This is a genomic window from Hominisplanchenecus faecis (genome assembly GCF_020687205.1).
Classification (GTDB): domain Bacteria; phylum Bacillota; class Clostridia; order Lachnospirales; family Lachnospiraceae; genus Hominisplanchenecus; species Hominisplanchenecus faecis.
Window position 1 is genome coordinate 12,502 of sequence record NZ_JAJEQE010000027.1, and the last position, 22,228, is coordinate 34,729.

General features: G+C 42.1%; 12 protein-coding genes. 11 read left to right on the forward strand and 1 reads right to left on the reverse strand.

Annotated features, from left to right (window positions below; genetic code table 11):
- The first annotated feature begins 7 nt into the window (after positions 1–7).
- Both LKD42_RS08810 and LKD42_RS08815 read left to right on the forward strand, forming a co-directional pair.
- Positions 8–1,798, forward strand: a complete 1,791-nt coding sequence (locus LKD42_RS08810; RefSeq protein WP_248835463.1) for an ATP-binding protein — start codon at positions 8–10, stop codon at positions 1,796–1,798.
- On the forward strand, positions 1,764–2,495 hold the full coding sequence (locus LKD42_RS08815; RefSeq protein ID WP_147631000.1) for a response regulator: 732 nt from the start codon (positions 1,764–1,766) through the stop codon (positions 2,493–2,495). Before LKD42_RS08810 ends, LKD42_RS08815 begins: the two co-directional genes overlap by 35 nt.
- Before the next feature lie 176 nt (positions 2,496–2,671).
- On the opposite strand, the gene LKD42_RS08820 is transcribed toward LKD42_RS08815, so the two are convergent.
- Entirely contained in the window at positions 2,672–3,292 is a 621-nt protein-coding gene (locus LKD42_RS08820) for a DUF3786 domain-containing protein (RefSeq protein ID WP_248835464.1), read from the reverse strand.
- Positions 3,293–3,557: 265 nt separating this feature from the next.
- Between LKD42_RS08820 and LKD42_RS08825 the strand changes: the two genes are divergently transcribed.
- The 9 genes from LKD42_RS08825 to LKD42_RS08865 all read left to right on the forward strand — a co-directional run bounded on the left by LKD42_RS08825 (position 3,558) and on the right by LKD42_RS08865 (position 21,919).
- Complete coding sequence (locus tag LKD42_RS08825; protein ID WP_248835465.1) at positions 3,558–4,373, forward strand: substrate-binding periplasmic protein; 816 nt, start codon at positions 3,558–3,560, stop codon at positions 4,371–4,373.
- The gene (locus tag LKD42_RS08830; protein WP_248835466.1) at positions 4,357–6,519 is read left to right on the forward strand and encodes an ATP-binding response regulator; all 2,163 of its coding nucleotides are present in this window, start codon (positions 4,357–4,359) and stop codon (positions 6,517–6,519) included. Before LKD42_RS08825 ends, LKD42_RS08830 begins: the two co-directional genes overlap by 17 nt.
- 29 nt (positions 6,520–6,548) lie before the next feature.
- Positions 6,549–8,399, forward strand: coding sequence for an extracellular solute-binding protein (locus LKD42_RS08835; protein WP_248835467.1), 1,851 nt, complete (start codon positions 6,549–6,551; stop codon positions 8,397–8,399).
- A 5-nt stretch (positions 8,400–8,404) separates the two neighbouring features.
- Positions 8,405–11,380 carry a hybrid sensor histidine kinase/response regulator gene (locus LKD42_RS08840; protein WP_248835468.1) on the forward strand — a complete coding sequence of 992 codons (2,976 nt, stop codon included), beginning with the start codon at positions 8,405–8,407 and terminating at the stop codon, positions 11,378–11,380.
- Positions 11,381–11,709: 329 nt separating this feature from the next.
- Positions 11,710–13,554, forward strand: coding sequence for an ABC transporter substrate-binding protein (locus tag LKD42_RS08845; RefSeq protein WP_248835469.1), 1,845 nt, complete (start codon positions 11,710–11,712; stop codon positions 13,552–13,554).
- Positions 13,555–13,619: 65 nt separating this feature from the next.
- Positions 13,620–14,207 (forward strand): hypothetical protein, encoded by a 588-nt coding sequence (locus tag LKD42_RS08850; RefSeq protein ID WP_248835470.1) that lies wholly within the window; start codon positions 13,620–13,622, stop codon positions 14,205–14,207.
- Positions 14,168–15,850 carry an ATP-binding protein gene (locus tag LKD42_RS08855; RefSeq protein WP_248835471.1) on the forward strand — a complete coding sequence of 561 codons (1,683 nt, stop codon included), beginning with the start codon at positions 14,168–14,170 and terminating at the stop codon, positions 15,848–15,850. Before LKD42_RS08850 ends, LKD42_RS08855 begins: the two co-directional genes overlap by 40 nt.
- A gap of 333 nt (positions 15,851–16,183) precedes the next feature.
- On the forward strand, positions 16,184–19,006 hold the full coding sequence (locus LKD42_RS08860; RefSeq protein WP_248835472.1) for a transporter substrate-binding domain-containing protein: 2,823 nt from the start codon (positions 16,184–16,186) through the stop codon (positions 19,004–19,006).
- Positions 19,007–19,135: 129 nt separating this feature from the next.
- Positions 19,136–21,919 carry a response regulator gene (locus tag LKD42_RS08865; protein WP_248835473.1) on the forward strand — a complete coding sequence of 928 codons (2,784 nt, stop codon included), beginning with the start codon at positions 19,136–19,138 and terminating at the stop codon, positions 21,917–21,919.
- Positions 21,920–22,228: the final 309 nt, after the last annotated feature.

The window sequence follows — 22,228 nt, forward strand, 5'->3', positions numbered from 1 at the left end:
TGGTAATATGAAAGAATTTCTTTTATTGCCGGCAGTGGGAGGCATTTTTATATTTATGTATGAAATGCTGAAAAAATTTGATGCATTTTGTGATGCAAACAGACAGAATCTCTGGCTGGAGGAGGATGCGGTACCGGAAGAAAAAGAGGAAAGTGCAGAACAGGTGATGGATGACTGCCTTTCCTCTTCTGTTTCCGCAGAACGGAACGGCCGCCTGGAAAAACTGCTCGCTGCATTTCAGAGAGAAAAGAAAGTACAGAACTTCCGTGATCTGTTTACTAGTATTCTGATCTTACTGGCAGCCAGTGTGATGGGATATTTTTTCAACAGTCTGGGTTTTGCAAATGCCAATATCATGACAGTGTTTGTGTTTGCAGTACAGCTGATCGCAGTGCTTACAAATCACAGGGCCTACAGTATGATCGCCGCCGTGCTGAGTGTACTTATTTTTAATTTTCTGTTTACGAAACCGCGATATACATTTCATGCTTACGGAGAGGGATATCCGGTTACCTTTCTGATCATGTTCGGTATTGCATTTTTGACCGGAACGCTGGCACTGAAGTTAAAAAATCAGGCAAAACAGTCAGAAATGGTGGCTTTCCGCACAAAGATTTTGTTTGATACAAACCAGATTCTGCAGTGTGCCAGAGGAAGGGAAGAAATCATCAGTAAAACGGGACAGCAGCTTCGGAAACTCCTTGGAAGAAATGTGATTTTTTACAGTGTAAAAGATCATGAACTGGAAAAAAGCAAAGTGTTTATGATGGAAGACAGGGAGTGGTCAGAACAGCAGAAGCTGAAAAAAGAAAAGTATGTGGCAGAATGGGTTTTAAAACACCGGAAACGTGCAGGTGCAGGCACAGGGAATTTCCCGGGTGCAGAATGCCTTTATCTGACGGTCGGTGTAAATGAAACAGTTTATGGAGTGCTGGGGATCAGCATAGAAAAGAAGCAGCTGGAAAGTTTTGAAAAAAGTATCCTTCAGGCGATTATCGGCGAGTGTGCACTGGCACTGGAGAATGAACAGATTACCATTGAAAAAGAAAAAGCGGCGATTCTGGCAAAAAATGAACAGCTTCGCTCAAACCTTCTGCGGGCGATTTCACATGATCTGCGGACACCGCTGACCTCGATTTCCGGAAATGCGAGCAATCTGCTTTCCAATGCAGATTATTTTGACAAAGAGACGAAAAAGCAGCTGTATCTGGATATTTATGATGACTCTATGTGGCTGATCAATCTGATTGAAAATATGCTGTCTGTGACCAGACTGGAGGAAGGTCGGATGAATCTGAACATATCAGTAGAACTGGTGGATGATGTGATCCAGGAGGCACTTCGCCATGTAGACCGGAAAAAAGATGAACACACGATCACGGTTGAGCATGAGGACGAATTGCTTCTGGCCAGAATGGATTCCAGGCTGATCGTGCAGATGGTCATCAATCTGGTGGATAATGCGATCAAATATACGCAGAAGGGATCTCATATTGATATCAGGACAGGAAGAGAAGGGAAAAATGCCGTAATCTCAGTTGCAGATGACGGACCTGGAATTTCCGATGAAATGAAAGAACATATTTTTGAAACTTTTTATACCGGGACGAATAAGATTGCAGACAGCAGGAGAAGTCTTGGACTTGGACTTGCACTCTGCAAATCCATCGTAAATGTCCATGGAGGAGAAATCAAAGTTTCAGATGCACATCCACATGGAGCAGTTTTTCAGTTTACATTACCGGCAGGGGAGGTATATTTGTATGAACAAACCACGGATACTGGTTGTGGAAGATGATAATTCGGTGAAAAATCTGATCACAACAACTTTGAAAGCACATGATTATCATTTTCTGACGGCGGAGAATGGAGAAGTGGCGATCCTGGAAGCAGCGAGCCACAACCCGGAGATCATGCTGCTGGATCTTGGACTTCCGGACATAGACGGAATTGAAGTAATAAAAAGAGTGCGGACATGGTCGCAGATGCCGATCATCGTGATCAGTGCCAGAAGCGAAGATGTTGACAAGATCGAAGCACTCGATGCGGGAGCAGATGATTATCTGACGAAACCATTTTCAGTAGAAGAATTGCTTGCAAGGCTTCGTGTGACCAGACGCAGACTGCAGATGATGAAAAGTGACGCACTGAATCAGAGTGCAGTTTTTGTAAACGGAGATCTTCGCATTGATTATGCAGCGGGCTGTGTGTATCTTGGGGAAGAAGAGCTTCATCTGACACCGATCGAGTATAAATTGCTGTGTCTGCTGGCACAGAACGCAGGAAGAGTCCTGACCCATACCTTTATCATGGAAAATATCTGGGGCAGTAACTGGGAAAAGGACATTGCTTCGCTTCGAGTATTTATGGCGACACTGAGGCGGAAACTGGAAAAAAACCCACAGTCTCTTCAGTATATCCAGACGCATGTCGGCGTCGGATACCGTATGATGAAATTTGAAGAATCATCAGAAAATAAAAAGGGTGAATATTAAAACATCAGGATGGAGTCTCTTTTATCCTCTTCCAGCAAGAAGACTCCGACCTCTAAGGTGGGAGATGGCAAGTACAATGGAAAAGAAAACAGTATGCAGGGAGATCATCCCGGCATACTGTTTTTTTTAACCAAATCAAGCAGCAAAGTGGATTGCGAATATTCGCTTTTGCTATTCTACAGAAGTTCCTGTAAACGCTTCAGCAGATCGCCCTGCAGATAGTAGGTAGTCTCAAAATTCAGATAACGCATCGTCTGATCATCCCACAGGATTTTAATCTGCGGCGGGAATTCCTCATCGCTTTCCCAGAACTGAAGCAGAACCGGGAAGAAAGAAAATGCCGGGATTTCTGCAGTGATATCAGCACCGGCAAGAGCTGGCTTTAAAATCCCGCCGATGGAAACACATGCTTTTTTGACGGCATCTACTTTGCCGGAAAAGAAATCTGCATATTTCTGTGAAAAAATTTCGGCACTTGGGCTTGCACCGGCAGCAGCAAAATTTGCGATTGGAGTCCATTTGCCGCCAAGAGGGGGCAGTTCCGTTTCTTGACCGTGACAGAGCATATCGTAGATGGTCATGACTGTTTCATAAGAGCGACATTCTGCAAAACCATCCGATGTTTTTTCGAAAACAGTTCCGCTTGGGCGATCAATCTTGCAGGGCGTATTCAGATAAGTAAGATAAATATAATCTTTATCAAGATCTAGGTGAAATTTGGCAGAGAGGGCTTCCTGATCATATTTCAGGAAATGAGCTTTGCCGATATCCACCTGCTTTTCATAGTTTGAAATCATAAGATCCTCCTTTTCGAATAAAATATCATGATGCCAGGGTCAAAAGGTCTAAATTCACATGAGCTTGCTCATATCATTCATTGTAACATGGCCCGGCCGTTTTTTCCACAGACAGAGAAAGAAATGGATTTCTTATAGCAAAAACAGATTTTTTCCATGGGAGGAGATAACGTTTTTCTTGCATGAACAGGAGATACTGGTGTAAAATATAAAAGGTTTTTAAAGAATAAATCTGAAAATACAACAGAGCAGGTATAGAAGAAATATGAAAGGAAAAAGAGTGATTGCAGCTATTCTGCTTGTGGGAATTTTAGCAGCTACCCTGGCAGGATGCAAAAATGAGGATATCAGTAAAAAAGAAACAGAAAAACCGGTCATCACCCTGGGCAGTGACAATTATCCGCCATACAATTATCTGAATGAAGACGGAATCTCGACAGGGATTGATGTAGAACTGGCTACGGAAGCTTTTAAAAGAATGGGGTATCAGGTGGACGTTGTCCAGATTAACTGGGAGAAGAAAAAAGAACTGGTGGAGAGCGGGGAGATCGACGGTATCATGGGCTGTTTTTCCATGGAAGGACGTCTTGACGATTACCGCTGGGCAGGACCGTACATAGCAAGCCGCCAGGTGGTTGCTGTAAATGAGAACAGTGATATCTATAAACTGAGTGACCTGGAGGGAAAGAATCTGGCGGTTCAGTCTACAAGCAAACCGGAAGGTATCTTCCTGAACCGGACGGATGCGAGGATCCCAAAACTGGGAAATCTGATCAGCCTCGGGCACAGGGAACTGATCTATACGTTTCTGGGAAAAGGATATGTGGATGCAGTTGCCGCACATGAGGAATCCATCGTCCAGTATATGAAGGATTATGATACAAGCTTCCGCATTCTGGAAGAACCTCTGATGATCGTGGGGATAGGAGTTGCTTTTGCAAAAGAGGATGAGAGGGGGATCTGTGAGCAGATGGACCAGACACTGGAAGAAATGCGCAAGGATGGCACTGCCTTGAAAATCATCGAAAAATATCTGGATGATCCAAAGAAGTACCTGGAGGTGGATGATCTTGGGTATTAAGGAAAGAATAAAAGAAAAAGGAATAAAAATAGTCGGGATTTTGCTTGGAATCTGTGTGGCTGCAGTCTCGTTGTTTTATTTTTTTCATGCGGAAAAAGCGGAAGCAGAGAAAAGGATGGTGGAGATCGTAAATTATGTCAAAGTGCAGTGCTCAACTTACACCCACTATAATGAATCTTCGGAATCCAAAAGTCTTCTCCGTGCGATCGAAAGTGCCAGACAGATGAGCACGAATATTAACATGGAAACAGAAAACGGCGGTCAGCTAAGCCGGGAGTTCCTGAAAGAAAATCTGCAGACGCTCTGGGTGGATGGTATCATTGTGCTGGATCAGGAAGGAAAGACGGACTGTGGATACAGCACGGATGAGTCTTTGGCAGGTGAGATCACGGACTATCTGCAAAAAGACGTTATCATGGATTTTACCGGATATGAAGAAAGAACGTATTCGGAACGGTTTGAAAGGGAAGACGGGGCATATGTCGACATTGCAGCCTGTGCCAGAAAAGATGCACCGGGTATCGTTGCGATCTACTATCACACATCTCCTGAATTTGCCAGAAACTATACCCTGACGATACAGGGTCTTTTAAATGGTTACAGCGTCCAGAGGGACGGAACGATTATTGTTGCAGACAATGGAAAAGTTGTTGCCAGCAACGATGAGAGTCTGCTGGGAAAAGATACAGCCGACAACGAGGTTGTTCAGGCAATGAAAAAGCATACAGACAGTCAGCATATTTTTCATGTGAAGAATGAAGGAAGCGGATGTTACGGAATCATGCTGAAGCAGCGGGATTACTATATTTATGCATATCTCCCGGATACGGAAGTATTCCATAACCTTCCATTAAGTGTGACCGGTGTCATTTTTCTTTATTTTCTGATATTCACGATGTTCTGGTTCTGGTCATACAGAACCAATCTGGCACACCGGAAGCTGGAACAGGAAAAAGATGAAAAATATAAAGCAGAACTTCTGTCAGCCGCAAAAAAGGCAGAAGCTGCCAACGAGGCAAAAACCGAGTTTCTCCAGCGGATGAGCCATGATATCCGGACTCCGATCAATGGAATCTGCGGCATGGTCAATATGGCAGACCATTATGCAGACGATATGGAGAAACAGACAGAATGCAGGGCAAAGGTGAAAGAAGCATCCCATCTGCTGCTGGAACTGGTAAATGAAGTGCTGGACATGAGTAAGCTTGAGTCGGATGAAGTGGTGCTCGAAGAAATTCCATTCAATCTGATCCGTATTTCAAGGGAAGTATTTGTTGTGATCGATCAGATGGCTGCCGAACAGAATATCCAGATTGTATGGGAGAAAAAAGAAGTCACACACTGGGATCTTATCGGAAGTCCGGGGCATGTGAAACGGGTGATGATGAATATCCTGTCAAATGCGGTGAAATATAACAGGGCAAACGGACAGATCTATATCAGCTGTCGTGAGATCCCATCAGAACAGTCGGAATGGACAACGATAGAATTTGTCTGCCGGGATACCGGAATCGGGATGACAGAGAGTTTTCAGAAACATATTTTTGAACCATTTGCACAGGAACATACAGGAAGCCGTACAAAATATGCCGGAACAGGACTTGGAATGGCGATCACAAAGAAGCTGATCGAAAAAATGGGAGGAACCATTACCTTTGAAAGTGAAGAAGGTACAGGGACTACATTTGTGATCCGGGTTCCGTTCCGAATTGATACAGACAGGAGCGGCAGATCTGAAACGGAAGAAAAACCAGAAATTTCTATAAGGGGACTGCATATTCTTCTGGCAGAAGATAATGAGCTGAATATGGAAATTGCGGAATTTATGCTTCAGAATGAAGGAGCTGACGTGGTAAAAGCATGGAATGGACGGGAAGCTGTTGAGATATTCAGAAAAAGCGAACCGGGTGAATTTGATGTCATCCTTATGGATATCATGATGCCGGTCATGAATGGTTATGAAGCCACGAAGATGATTCGGTCTCTGGAGAGGGAGGATGCAAAGGTGATCCCGGTCATTGCAATGACGGCAAATGCATTCACGGAGGACAGGCTGAAAGCAAAAGAAGCAGGAATGGATGAACATATCGCAAAACCTGTGGATCCGGAATTATTGGTAAAGGTGATTTATGAATCAGTGGATTAGTGGAAAACAATCTCAGAAAGGGAATTATATTGAAAAAGAAAAGATGGAACCGGTTATTTTGTGTGCTTTTTGTGATGATGGCAGTCATGTCACTTCTGTCAGGCTGCAGCAAAAAGAGTGCAGAAAAAGAAGATGAAGAAACGATCACGGTGTATTTATGGAGTACAAAGCTGTATGAAAAATATGCACCATATATCCAGGAACAGCTTCCGGATATTAATATTGAATTTGTGGTAGGGAATAATGATCTGGATTTCTACAGATTTTTGAATGAAAACGGTGGACTGCCGGATATTATAACCTGCTGTCGTTTTTCACTGCATGATGCAAGTCCGCTGAAAGACAGTCTGATGGATCTTTCCACAACCAATGCGGCAGGTGCTGTCTATGATACATATCTCAACAATTTCAGGAATGAGGACGGAAGCGTAAACTGGCTTCCGGTGTGTGCGGATGCACATGGTTTTGTAGTCAACAAAGACCTTTTTGAGAAGTACGATATCCCTCTTCCAACCGATTATGAAAGCTTCGTTTCTGCCTGTCAGGCATTTGACAAGGTGGGGATCCGTGGGTTTAGTGCAGACTATTCTTATGATTATACGTGTATGGAAACACTGCAGGGGCTGTCTGCGTCAGAGCTGTCTTCTGCGGCGGGACGTAAGTGGCGTACCGCTTACAGTGACCCGGATAATACAGAGAAAGAAGGTCTGGACAGTACAGTCTGGCCGGAGGCTTTTGAACGTCTGGAACAGTTCATAAAGGATACAAGGCTGGGTCTGGATGATCTGGATATGAACTATGATTCTGTGGTTGAGATGTATCAAAGCGGCAGGCTTGCCATGTATTTTGGCAGCTCTTCCGGTGTAAAAATGTTTCAGGATCAGGGGATTAACACAACATTTCTGCCATTCTTTCAGGAGAATGGCGAAAAGTGGCTGATGACCACACCATATTTCCAGGTAGCACTGAACCGTGATCTGACGCAGAATGAAACACGTCGGCAGAAAGCGATGAAGGTACTGGACACAATGCTTTCCGAGGATGCACAGAACAGGATCATTTATGATGGACAGGATCTGTTAAGCTACAGCCAGGATGTGAATCTTCATCTTACGGAATATCTCAAAGATGTGAAACCGGTGATTGAAGAAAACTATATGTATATCCGCATTGCGTCAAATGACTTTTTCTCTGTTTCCAAAGAAGTAGTTTCGAAGATGATCTCAGGAGAATACGATGCAGGGCAGGCATACCGCTCATTTGATTCTCAGCTTCTTGAGGAAAAATCCACTTCGGAGGATATCGTGCTGGATTCACAGAAATCCTATTCCAACCGCTTTCACAGCAGTGGAGGGAATGCGGCATATTCCGTTATGGCAAACACTCTGCGTGGTATTTATGCGGCAGATGTGCTGATCGCAGCAGGAAACAGCTTTACGGGAAACGTACTGAAAGCAGGGTATACGGAAAAAATGGCGGGAAACATGATCATGCCAAATGGTCTTTTGGCTTACAGCTGCAAGATGGACGGAGCACAACTGAAAGAGACGGTCAGAAATTTTACAGAAGGCTATCCGGGAGGCTTCCTTACGTTTAACCGTGGATCGCTTCCAGTCTTCAGTGGTATTTCTGTGGAGATCAGGGAAACAGAGGATGGTTATACATTGAGTAAAGTTGCAAAGGATGGAAAAGAAATCCGTGATACGGATACTTTTATGGTAACCTGTCTGGCGACACCACAACACATGGAAGCTTATCCGACAGGCAAAAATATAGTATTTGATGTTGGGGAGTTCTCTGTGAAAGACACCTGGATTGAAAATGTTTCTGATGGGAATACAGTCCTTGCAGAGCCTGAAGACTACCTGACTTTGAGGTGAGAAGAATGAAAGCTAAAAACCATAATACAAACAGAGAAAAACGTGTCATGAAAAAACGGTTCAGGACAGCGGTCTTTCTTCTTCTTTTTGCGGGAATTGTTTTGACTGTTTTTCGATATTTCAAGCTTGTGTCGAAAACGGTTTATGAGGAAAGTGTTTCCCACCTGACGGAGGTTTTTCACCAGTCTGATAATATGTTAAGGGAACTGACAGATAAGAATCTGACCTATCTTCATATGTGGGGGGCGTATCTGCAGGAGACTTCCGATGAAGATAAAATCCGTGATTATATAGAGAACGCACAAAAAGACGCCGGATTTTTAGATTTTTATTTTCTGTCAACGGACGGTAACTACAAAATGCTGACCGGAGAAACGGGATATCTTGATTTACAGGAAAATTTTGAAGATGAGATCCAAAATGGGAATGATATCGTAACGAATGCAGTAGTTCCCGGAAAATCCCAGATACTTGTTTTTGCCAGTCCTAGGGCTCATGGAAACTATCAGGGATTTGGATACGATGCGATCGCTATTGCCTATGAGAATTCGGATATTGTAAATGTACTGGATATTTCTGCTTTTCATGGAAATGCAAAGAGCTATGTTGTTCATCCGGATGGCCGTGTTGTCGTGGATCATTCTTTCAGGGAATGGGGAAATGCATATAATTTCTTTGGCGTTCTAAGAGAGCATTCCAATATTCCAGAAAAAGAGATCCTTGAACTTTCAGGGAAGTTTAAAGCAGGAGATACCGGTGCGATGCTGGTAAATCTGGATGGAAAGAAGCATTATCTGGTCTATGAAAAATCAGAAATTCAGGACTGGGTATTTCTGGGACTTGTAAAGGCTGAGATTGTTAATGCCAGCATGAATGTTTTGCAGCACAGTACCATGATGCTTGCAGGCATAGTAGCGTTGAGTGTTGCCGGTCTTTTTATCTGGCTGATCCTAAGGAAAAGCAGGGTAAGCCTCAAGAAAAAAGATACGGAGATCCTGTACAGGGAAGAGCTGTTTCAGAAGCTTTCCATGAATGTGGATGATGTTTTCCTGATGCTGGATGCGAAAACATATAAGACAGATTACGTCAGTCCGAATGTGGAAAAGCTGCTGGGCATTACAGTAGAACAGATCCGCAAAGATATTTGTGTTCTGTGGAGAATGCATCCTCAAAAATCGGAAGATCCTAAGAAAAATTATCTGGAGAAGATCCAGGTTGATGAACAGAAGGAATGGGATTTTGAATGTGTTCATCAGAAAACAGGGGAACAACGATGGTTTCATAATATTGCAATGTGCAGTGAGGTAAACGGGAAAAAGAAATACATCCTGGTTATGTCTGACCGTACCTCTGATAAAAAGATGAATCAGGCACTCTATGAGGCGGTCCATGCTGCGGAGAATGCCAACAAGGCAAAGAGTACATTTCTTTCCAATATGTCCCACGATATCCGGACTCCGATGAATGCGATCATTGGTTTTACGACCCTGGCTGTAAGCAATATTGATAATAAAAAAAGGGTCAGGGATTATCTGGGCAAGATTCTTTCATCCAGCAATCATCTGCTTTCGCTGATCAATGATATACTGGATATGAGCCGTATTGAGAGTGGAAAGATCCATCTGGAAGAAACGGCGGTCAGTCTCTCAGAAATGCTCCATGACCTGAAAACCATTATCAGTGGACAGATCCATGCGAAGCAGCTGGAGCTTTATATGGATGCTATGGATGTGACGAATGAGGACGTCTATTGCGATAAGACGCGTTTGAATCAGGTACTGCTGAATCTTTTGTCCAATGCGGTCAAATTTACGCCTGCCGGTGGAACCGTTTCCGTTCGGCTGAAACAGTTCCCGGGAAAAACAAAAGACAGTGGTCTGTATGAGATCCGGGTAAAAGACAGCGGAATCGGCATGAGTCCGGAATTCGTACAGAAGATTTTTTCTCCTTTCGAGCGGGAGCGGACTTCCACCGTCAGCAGAACCCAGGGGACAGGTCTTGGTATGGCCATTACTAAGAACATTGTGGATATGATGGGAGGAACGATTGAAGTTCAGACAGAACAGGGCAAAGGCACCGAATTTATTGTCCGCCTGGCATTGAGACTTCAGCCTGAGCACCGCCGCACAGAGAAAATCGCAGAGCTGGAAGGTTTGAAGGCATTGGTTGTCGATGATGATTTTAACACCTGTGACAGTGTGACGAAGATGCTTGTGAAGGTTGGGATGCGTTCCGAATGGACACTTTTCGGTAAAGAGGCTGTTCTGCGTGCACGGCAGTCTCTGGAACTTGGAGATGCATTCCATGCTTATATCATTGACTGGCGTCTGCCGGATATGAATGGCATTGAGGTTACACGTCAGATCCGCAGTCTCGGTGATGATACGCCGATCATTATCCTGACCGCCTATGACTGGTCTGATATCGAAACAGAAGCCAGGGCAGCAGGGGTAACGGCATTCTGTGCAAAACCTCTCTTTATGTCAGATATCAGAGAGACGCTGCTGACTGCCATCGGTCAGAAGAAGGACAAGACAGAGCCTTCGGTTTTTCCGGCAGCAGATTTGAATTTCAAGGGCAGGTCGGTACTGCTTGTGGAAGACAATGAACTGAACAGTGAAATTGCGGTGGAGATCCTTAATGAATATGGTTTTGTGGTTGATACGGCAGAAAATGGAGCAGAAGCAGTGGAGAAAGTTAAAAATGCAAGGCCAGGGGATTATGATCTGGTGCTGATGGATGTGCAGATGCCGGTAATGGACGGATATGAGGCTACCAGACAGATCCGGGCCCTGCCAGATCCGGCACTGGCAGGAATTACGATCCTTGCCATGACAGCCAATGCTTTTGATGAGGACAGAAAGAAAGCACTGGAATGCGGTATGGACAGCTTCTTATCCAAACCAATCGTGATCGAGGAACTGATCTGTGCATTGCAAAATAGTCTGAAACATCATCTTACAGAGAGAACTTCCATTTGAAAAGAGTTTTTGGGCAATTAGTCAGGAAAAGATAAGCCGGAGAGAGGCTGCTTTGGGTGTAAGAACAGTGTAAAATAAGCAGAACGAGTCGGAGGCCACAGATAACACTGTGACTTCCGGATTTTTTATTTTGAATGATTTGTGCTTTTTTGTTTTTGAACGTTAAAACGGTAATTTTTTTCTTGTGCATAGTAGAACGTTAAAGTATAATAAAATCAGTTTTTTTGCATAAATTTAAAAGCTATAATAAGGAAATTCTTTGTTCCGGTGTTATTTCATAGACGTAACAATAAATGATTTTATCAGTAAAGAATGAGGAAAATGAGAGTATGAAAAAGGCTAAATACGGTCTGATAGCATTGGTGTCAGGTGTACTTGCAGCAACTGCTGTTTTGTCTGGATGTGGACAGTCAAAGAAAGAGGTATCTAAAAACGATGATCGTCTTACCGTTTATCTGTGGGAAAATCGTTTGATGAAAAATATTGCACCCTATATCCATGAACAGTTTCCGGATCAGGATATTGAATTTATTATTGGGAACAATGATACCGATTTATACAGTTATTTTAAAGAACATGATGAATTACCGGATATCATAACAGTACGTCGATTCTCCGGAACAGATGCACAGGACTTACAGCCTTATCTTATGGATTTTGCTTCTTATGATGTTGTTTCCAAGTATTATTCTTATGCGGTGCAATATTATAAGAATACGGAGGATGAAATCCAGTGGCTGCCAATCTGTGGTATTCCGCAGACGATCATTGCCAACAAAACACTGTTTGATCAGTATGGAATTAAGATTCCGGAAAATTATGAGGAATATGTACAGGCCTGTCAGCAGTTTTATGATAATGGCATAAAACCGTATTCCATGGACCTTGGTGAAGACTGGTCTAATAATGAAATCATCCAGGCTGCGGCAATCGGTGAGTTTACAAGCCTGGATGGTATTGAATGGCGAAACGGTGCAGAAACTGCAGCGGATGAAGTAAAGTTTGATGATGCATTATGGAAACGTATTTTTTCAGAAACCAGTCAGTTTCTTAAGGACTCGCACTTTGGTAAAGAAGACATCAATATTGACATCGATACAGGAACCCAGATGTTTGTCGAGGGAAAATCAGCAATGTTTCATGGACATCCGACGGTTATGCAGCAGTTGCAGAAACAGATGGATGCGGAGTTGATCCGTATTCCTTACTTTTCACAGACATCAGATGAATCCTACGTGTACATGACTCCATCCTTAAACATTGCATTTAACAAAAACCTGGAAAAAGATCGGGAGAAACTGGATACTGCACTGGATGTGCTGGATTGTATGATTTCAGAAGAGGGGCAAAAGCTGATTGCGGATGGAAGCGGTGTTATTTCATTGAATACAGATGTTCCAACCATGATGCAGGATGTGCCTGGACTGGAAGAGGAAATTAATAATAATGCTGTTTATATCCGATATTCCGCTCAAAAATCATTTGATGCAAGTCTTGAGGCTGTTCACGGATTACTGTCAGGGGAAATGGATGAAACACAGGCTTATGATACTTTTCGCAGTGTAATGAACCGTAAAGATCCAGAAAAAAAAGCAACGGTGAATTTTGAAAATGAATATTCCATTTCACTGAACGATAGAAATAGCCGTGATGCAGCATCTTCCATTTTAACTACGATCAGAGAAGAAAAGGATGCACAGCTGGCTCTGGCACCATATTATTATTTCACTTCCTCTATGTACAAAGGAGAATGCACCAGCAGCCGGGTTGGCATGATGACAGCGAAGAGTTCAGATACAGCATTATATGTTGCAAAAATCAATGGTAAACAGGTTTATGAACTCGTGAAAAATTATCTCGCCGATGCTGATGAGAATTTTTACGTAACCAACAAATACGAATTACCAATTGCATCCGGTATGAAAGCGATCGTCAATCAAGCGGAAAGTGGATTTTCATTAAAGGACTTAACAGTTAATGATAAGAAAATAGACAAAGAAAAGGAATACTCGATTCTTCTTACAGACACCACAATGTCTGTTTTGAAAAAAATAAATCCGAAATGTGAGATTGAGCAGCTTAAAGATACAACATTATCAAGTGCATGGACCGAAGCAATGTCAAAAGGACAGCAGCCGTCAGCACCGGAAGACTATATAGAGGTTGAACAGTAAAAGTGGAGATAGAACAAGCGGTAAATAAAAGAAAAAAAATAACAAGGCTGCTGCTTATACTACTTATGATTCTTTTAAGCTTAGGTTGTATCAAGTATCTGATAAGTAAGTCTAAGAAGTATATCAGCGAAAACGGAAAAAGCAGTATGGGAGCTGTTGTTGAACAGATACAGCAGACCTATGATCTTCAGGTGAGTGGGTACTACAGCCAGCTGCAGCTGGTTGAGGAATTTTTACTTCATGAGAGGGAGCTGTCTCTTGAAGTGGATACGAACAAAAATTTCTTTGAAGCATGGGAAAAAGAATCGGAAAGCACCCTTATATTCCTTCAGGAAAATGGTCAGGCAGTATCCGCAGGTGGAACAAAAATGCGGATTGATATGCCAAGTAAACTTCTGCTGGACTTAAAGAATGGATACAATATTGGAAAACTGGTGCGTCTTGATTATGATCAGGAGAAAAAAGACGGTTATCTGGTTGCGATCCCATGTCAGGAATATACGATCAATGGGGAAACTTATACGGCAATTGGAACTGTGTATGATCATTCGAAACTGGATTCCATGTTAAAACTGAAAGGTTATGAGGTTATGATGGGAAAGCATATTTGTTTATGCTGGATCATGACGGAAATATTACGTATACGAACCTGAGTGGTGATAAATACCAGCGTAATTATTCTTTGTTAAAACATTTAAAAGGGGAACAGGCCATTACAGAAGAAGAGGCTGATTTGTTCAAAAAGAAGTTTGATAACGGAGAATCCGGAGTTGCACTTTTGGGAAAACAGAATCCCTATTATCTGGGGTATTGCCCGATAGAAAGCAACAACACCATTTTGGTATGCATTGTGGAAAAGGGAGTTGTTGACAATGTGCTGATGGATTACCAGAAGACGGTGTTGTTTACAACAATACTCATGGCAGGTTCTATACTTTTACTTTTTGCCGGATTATTCTACAGTATTTCCAGACTTAGTCTTGCAGATCAAAAAGCAGAATATGAAAAAAGAAATAATGACCTTCATTTACAAACAATGAAGGAAATGGAAGTAGTCAATCAAAAACTGAAAAAGGCAAAGAACGTAGCAACAGAGGCTTTGCAGACAGCTGAAAATGCAAATAAGGCGAAAACGGATTTCCTGTCTAATATGTCACATGATATTCGTACACCTATGAATGCAATCATTGGTATCACATCTTTGATCAGACATGATGCAGGTAATAAAGCAAAAGTTATAGAGTATGCAGATAAAATAGATATTTCATCACAGCATCTGTTAGGAATTATTAATGATGTTCTGGACATGAGTAAGATTGAGGCAGGAAAAACAGTCTTCAAGTATTCTGACTTTTCTATTTTGGATTTTATGCAGGAACTTGACACTATATTTCATTCTCAAATATATGAAAAGCAGCAGACCTTTACAATCATAAAAGAAAATATTCAGCATGAGTGGGTGAATGGGGATCAGGTTCATTTGATGCAGATTTTCAGCAACCTGCTGTCTAATGCCATAAAATATACGCAGGAAGGTGGAAAAATTCAGTTTCTGGTAGAAGAATGTGAGACAAAGTCATCTGTCTATGCAAAGTACCGTTTCTTAGTTAGCGATAATGGTTTGGGAATATCGGCAGATTTCAAAAAAACAATCTTTGATCCGTTTACTCGCGCTGAAAGTTCTGTGACTAATAAGATACAGGGAACCGGACTTGGAATGGCTATTACCAGGAACCTGGTTGAGGCAATGGGAGGCACCATTGACGTGGAGAGTGAACTGGGACAGGGAAGCTGTTTTGAGGTTCTCATGGATCTGAAAATTGCAGAGGATAGAACGGTTGCTCTGGCGGCACAAGAAGAAACAGATGAGCAGGATGGTAATATCCTGCAGGGAATGCGATTCCTGTGTGCAGAGGATAATGAGTTGAACGCAGAGATCCTGACGGAACTGTTAAAGATTGAAGGCGCGGAATGTACCATCTGTGAAAATGGCGAAGAGATTTTGAAAGCATTTGAGCAGTCTGCTCCAGGTGATTATGACATGATCCTGATGGATGTGCAGATGCCTGTTATGAATGGTTATGAGGCAACGAAGGCAATCCGCAGAAGTTCCCATAAACTGGCAAAGACGATTCCGATTATTGCCATGACTGCGAATGCATTTTCAGAAGATATTCAGCATTCTTTTGCGGCTGGCATGAATGCACATGTTTCAAAACCAGTTGAGATGAAGGTGCTGGAAAAGACGATCAGAAGCATAAAGTCCGGGGGGGGGTACCGAACCGCAGGTTATTGAACAGTGACAAATGGATTTGATGCGGCAGTGCAATTTTATCTCAGTCGAGAAGACTCCCACTTCTGCAAGTGGTGAGTAATAACAAGTCTTTCTCAGTGGGAGTACAATCTCCGACTGAGATAAACGCTCCGCGGGGGCGCACATTGTCTGGGAGACAATGGTTTTGCGCCGACCGGAACGAAGTGTAGATGTGCAGTGATTCTGAGAAGAATATGTCAGCTTTCGCTGACCAGAATCACGCACCAAGTCTCACGTGCGTTCGACTTGAATAAACCAGGAGGTTGACAAGGAGATGTATAGAGAAATATATTTGACAGACAGGAGATTTAAAATATGATTTCGAGAGCAAAGAAATATGTGGCAGTATTACTGGCTTTTGTATGCGTATGTATGATATTTTCTCCCCAGACTACATATGCAGCCGAGGACAGTTCGCAGCATGAAACTGTCAAAGTCGGTTTCTTTGCCATGGATGGTTATCATGTGATGGATGAAGAAGGCAACCGCAGTGGGTATGGCTATGATTTTCTTCGGCTGATGGCCCGTTATTGGGATGTAGATTACGAATATGTCGGATATGATAAGAGCTGGGATGATATGCAGCAGATGCTTGAAGATGGCGAGATTGATATGGTAACATCTCCCCGCAAAACACCGGAAAGAGAAGAAAAGTTTGATTTTTCACGTCCGATCGGAACCAATAATGGGATTCTGACCGTCCGCAGTGACAACGGCACGATTGTGGATGGCAATTACAGTACTTACAACGGTATGCGTGTGGCACTTTTGAACGGAAGCTCACGAGATAAAGAGCTTGCGGATTTTGCAGGCAATAAAGGATTTACATATGATTCATTTTATTTTGATACGACAGAAGAGATGGAGGAAGCTCTTCTGAGTGGAAATGTTGATGCTATTGCTGCCACTTCTCTGAGAAAAACAAACAATGAGCGTATCGTGGATAAATTTGACAGCAGCGATTTCTATGTCATGGTTAAAAAAGGTAATACAGAATTGCTGAATGAGATCAATTATGCAATCGACCAGATGAATGCAGTTGAGGGTGACTGGAAAACGACACTTTATAATAAAAATTATGAAAGCATGGAAACTAAGAATCTGGAATATACGGAGAAAGAAAAAAGTATTATTTCACAGTATTCCAAGGACAACCCGCTTCATGTTCTGTGTGATCCGACCCGTTATCCATATTCTTATAATGAAAATGGTGAGATGAAGGGTATTATCCCGGATTACTTCCGTAAAATTGCAGACTATGCCGGGATTTCCTATGAGTTTCTTACCCCTGCCACCAGAGATGAGTATATTGCCTATCAGAAAAATAAGGAAACCACAGATATGAGCATCGATGCGCGCCTGGAAACAGATAACTATGCTGAGACGAAAAAATGGGGGATTACTGCACCTTTCATTACGATGCAGCTGGCAAGGGTGACACGGCGTGACTTTGATGGGAAAATTAATGTTGTTACTACTGTTGACCAGACAGCATCAAAGTCAATTGAAGATGCAATGGCACCCGGTGCAGAAAAACTGATGTGCAGTACCAGACAGGAAATGATGGAAGCTGTCCGTAAGGGTAAAGCAGATGCTGCCTTCGTTTACTATTACATGGCACAGGCGTTTGTGAACAGTGACACTACGGGCACCATGACATATACTCTGCTGGAACAGCCTACATTCACCTACCGCATGGTAATTTCATCAACTGAGAACCATGCACTGGCTGGTATTCTGACGAAAGCAATGTATGCCATGCCCCAAAATCTTGTTGAAGATCTTGCAGCACAGTATACCACATACAAAGCAACAGAGCTGACATTTGTTGACTGGATCCGTCTGCATCCTGTTGTTACTGTTTTGGTTCTTCTTATTTTGGGATGGCTGCTGACTGCTATGGCTGTGATAATGGTGCATCTCAGTGCAAGAAAAAAAGCTCAGAAGGCGGACCAGGAGAAAGCTGAGGAAATGGCGGAACTGGCAGAGCATGCACAGGCTGCAAACAAGGCAAAAACAGCATTTCTGTCACATATGTCCCATGATATGAGGACACCAATGAACGCAATCATAGGATTTACCGGTATTGCAATGAAAAACAATCCGTCAGACGAAGTGAAAAATTGTCTGGAGAAGATTGACGAAAGCTCAGAGCATTTACTGTCGCTGATCAATGATATATTAGATCTGACCCGCATCGAAAGTGGAAAAGTGAATTACAATTCGGTACCGGCGGATGTGAAAAACATTACAGATTCTGCATTGGATATTACAAAAGGCTTTCTTACGAACAGGGATATCAACTTTAAGATTCAGCGTGAAGAAGCAAAGATTCCAAATGTACTTGCAGATCCTGCACGCCTGCGTGATGTGCTGGTCAATATTCTGAGCAATGCCGTGAAATTCACTCCGGATGGAGGGACGATTACATTTGAAGCCCGGTGTCAGGAAAAGGGCGGGGATGGATATATAAATATGCGTTACCGCATTTCGGATACAGGTATTGGCATGAGTGAGGAATTTACAAAAGAAGTTTTTGAGGAATTTGCACAGGAAGATTCCGGTGTGAGAACGCAGTACCATGGAGTTGGACTGGGGATGGCTATCGTAAAGAAGTATGTAGATATGATGGGTGGGACCATTTCCGTGCAGAGTAAAAAGCATGAGGGAACCATATTTACTGTGGATATTCCTTTGGAAATTACAGATAAGAAATGTAATAAGTCAGACACAGGTATTTCTGAAAAGGTGAATCTTACAGGTGTGAATGTCCTTCTTGCAGAGGATAATGAACTGAATGCAGAGATTGCTGCCGTGCAGTTGGAAGAGTTCGGGATGAATGTAGAAAGAGCTGTGGATGGAAAGAATGCTGTTGAGATTTTCAGAAATCATCCGGAAGGCACATTTGATGTAATCCTGATGGATATCATGATGCCTGAAATGAATGGTTATGAAGCAGCAAAAGCAATCAGGGCAATGAATGACAGACCGGATGGAAAAAACATTCCTATTATAGCAATGACAGCTAATTCATTTGCAGAAGATGTTCAGGCATCACTGGATGCAGGAATGAACGCACATTTGTCAAAGCCGATTGTGATTGATGAAGTTATAAAAACGATTATAAGGTATGTATAGAATGAAATTGCATACATTGTGGTCGCCTTTAAAGAAGGATGGATACATTGGAATCATTGGATATTTTGACACTGTAAAATAGAAAAATGCAAAATTAGAGTAATTACAATGCCACGTAAAGGGATAAAAATGAATAAATCAGTATTGCAAAGGGGTATCATTATAATATTGTGCAGTTGCATCCTTTTTTCAATCTGTCCGGTTTATGCTTTTGCAGCAGAAAATCAGAAAGAGAGAGTTGTCAGGATTGGTGTGCCGGATGATACGTATGATAAGATAAATGGAAATGGAAAAAGAAGCGGATATGGCTATGAATATCTGCAGAAAATCGCAGGTTATACAGGGTGGAACTATGAATATGTAGATTGTACATGGGAAAATTGTTTCGACAAATTAAAAAATGATGAGCTGGATATGATAGAAGGAGTCTCTTATACGGAGGAACGGGCAGAGACTATGCTTTTTTCCGCTATTCCAATGGGAGACGAAAGATATTATGTCTACGTAAAACCCGATCATACAGACCTCTCATCCTCTGACACTGCATCTTTCAATGGGAAAAAGATTGGGGTGCTTATGGGTTACCTGTCGGAAATGATATTGAACGAGTGGGAAAAGAAATATGATCTGCATACACAGCATGTCAATGTTTCAAATAATGAAGATGCTTTGAAGAAAATTGCAGACGGAGAAATTGACGCTTTTGTATCGTTAGAGGATTCCCGTCTGGGTGGGTACGGAATGGTGGCCTTAACGAATCTCGGAAGTTCAAAAATATATTTTGCGATTGGCCAGAGTCATTCTGATTTAAAGACAGAGCTGGATAATGCTATGAGAAGGATCACAGATGATGATCCTTATTATGCAGATGAACTGCATAAGCAGTTTCTGTCAGTGGACAGTGTATATTTTCTGACGGGAGAAGAACAGAAATGGCTGTCAGAGCATGGAGCAATCAAAATCGGTTGTTTGATAAACGATGGCGGGGTCAGTACTCTTGATACAGAAACCGGAAAAGTGAGTGGCCTGATCACGGATTACATCCAGCTTGCACAAAACTGCCTGAAAGGGCAGACTTTGAAATTTAATATCAAGGGGTATGATTCACAAGAGGATATGCAAAAAGCGTTGCATGATGGAGAAATTGATCTGATTTTTCATGTGATGCAAAATACGAATGCTGCCGAAGACTTGGGCTATGATCTGACAGATACTGTCTGGAAGTATAATATGGCGGCTGTAACGGTTAAAAAGAGTTTTGATGAAAATGCTGAAAATACGGTTGCGATACCAAGAGAAGAGAGTGATTTGAAGTCTTATGTTTCCTATAATTATCCACAGTGGCATGTGAAGGAATATGCTGCCTGGAAGGATGCAAAAAAGGCTGTATATAATGGAAAAGCAGACTGCATGATTATGGACTCAGGCAAGCTGAAACAATATTTCGATGATAATAAACTGTACAGTGTTTTTCTGGAAAAGTACGATTTGGTGTCATTTGCAGTCAGACATGGAAACAGCATGCTGCTGTCTGTCCTGAATAAGACTATAAAAACAATGTCTGTTTCAAAATTCTCCAATGCTGTGTATATGTATGACAGTAATCTGAAGAAAGTTACGGTAAAGGAGTTTATAAGGGACAATTTCTGGGGCTTTACGGTGCTTGTTGTATCTGTTTTTTTGACCGTGCTGATACTGATACTTAGATTACTCCAAAAAGCCAGAATTGCAGAGAAAAAGGCAAAAGAGGCACAGCAGCAGGCAGAAAAGGCGAATAGTGCAAAGACAGACTTTTTGAGACACATGAGCCACGATATCCGGACACCTTTAAATGGAATTATTGGGATGATCAATATATCAGAGCGTTATTATGGCAATAAAGAAAAATTGTATGAATGTAAAGAAAAGGTAATGGCGTCGATGGACTATCTGCAGTCCCTTCTAAATAATGTTCTGGATATCGGAAAAGTAGAATCCGGAACATTACAGTTGGTAAACAAGCCATTTGATCTGGTTGCAATGCTCGTAAAGCAGATTTCGATTATTGAGACAAATGCAAAGGAGTATGGTATCAGCTTTGAAGGCGGAGCTTCCATGAGTACTTTTCATCACAGATATGTTATTGGCAGTGAGAAATATCTAAACCGCCTTCTTATGAATCTTGCCGGAAATGCCGTTAAATATAACCGAAGCGGTGGTAAAGTAATCCTGTATTTCAATGAGATTTCAAGTGATGACAAGACGGCGGTTTTTGAATTTGTATGTTCTGATACGGGACTTGGTATGAGCGAAGAATTTCAGAAACATGCATTTGAATCCTATGCCAGGGAAGGAAAAGAAACAACGAATGGATATAGTGGTGCCGGACTTGGACTTTCTATTGTAAAAGATATTGTGGACATGATGAACGGAACCATCAGACTGGAAAGTAAAGAAAATGTAGGTACAACGTTTACCGTCACGATACCACTTGAGATTGATTATAATGCGGAGAAAGAACAGCAAAAAAAAGTGGAAAAGCCTGATCTGTCAGGTAGGAATGTATTATTAGTTGAGGATAATGAGCTAAATCTGGAAATTGCGAAGATGTTGCTGGAAGATGAAAAGATGGTTGTGACTACGGCAGAAAATGGCGAGGAGGCTGTGGATATTGTTTCCAAATCAGTTCCAGGCAGTTTTGATTTTATTTTTATGGATATTATGATGCCGGTAATGGATGGATTAGAAGCAACCAGACAGATAAGGACATTGAACCGTAAAGATACAAAAGAGGTACCAATCATTGCGATGACAGCGAATGCATTTCAGGACGATATCAGGGAGTGCATAGATGCCGGAATGAATGCACATATTGCAAAACCGATTGATATTGAGAAAGTAAAGATGACCATTTTTGACATTCCCCACAGCTAAAGCAAGTGAAAAACCTCTGTGAAGTAGCGGCATACGCCATGCACAGCTCGGGAAAGACTTCCCTCGCTGTAGGGCTGTCGCCCTATAAAATAGCAAAAAAAGACGTCCTTGCAAGTAACTTGCAGGGCGTTTTTTCACCATTTTGCATGGCTCGTAGCGTTCACAAATTCTTCACAAAATTATTAGCACTCACCTCTTGTTATTACAGCGTAGCTTTTGTCTTAGTTCATAGAGTGCCGTAAAGTGCCTATTTACAGGCTTTTCACGGGTTTTATGAATTTATCACATTTCATCAAAAATCGTCAATAT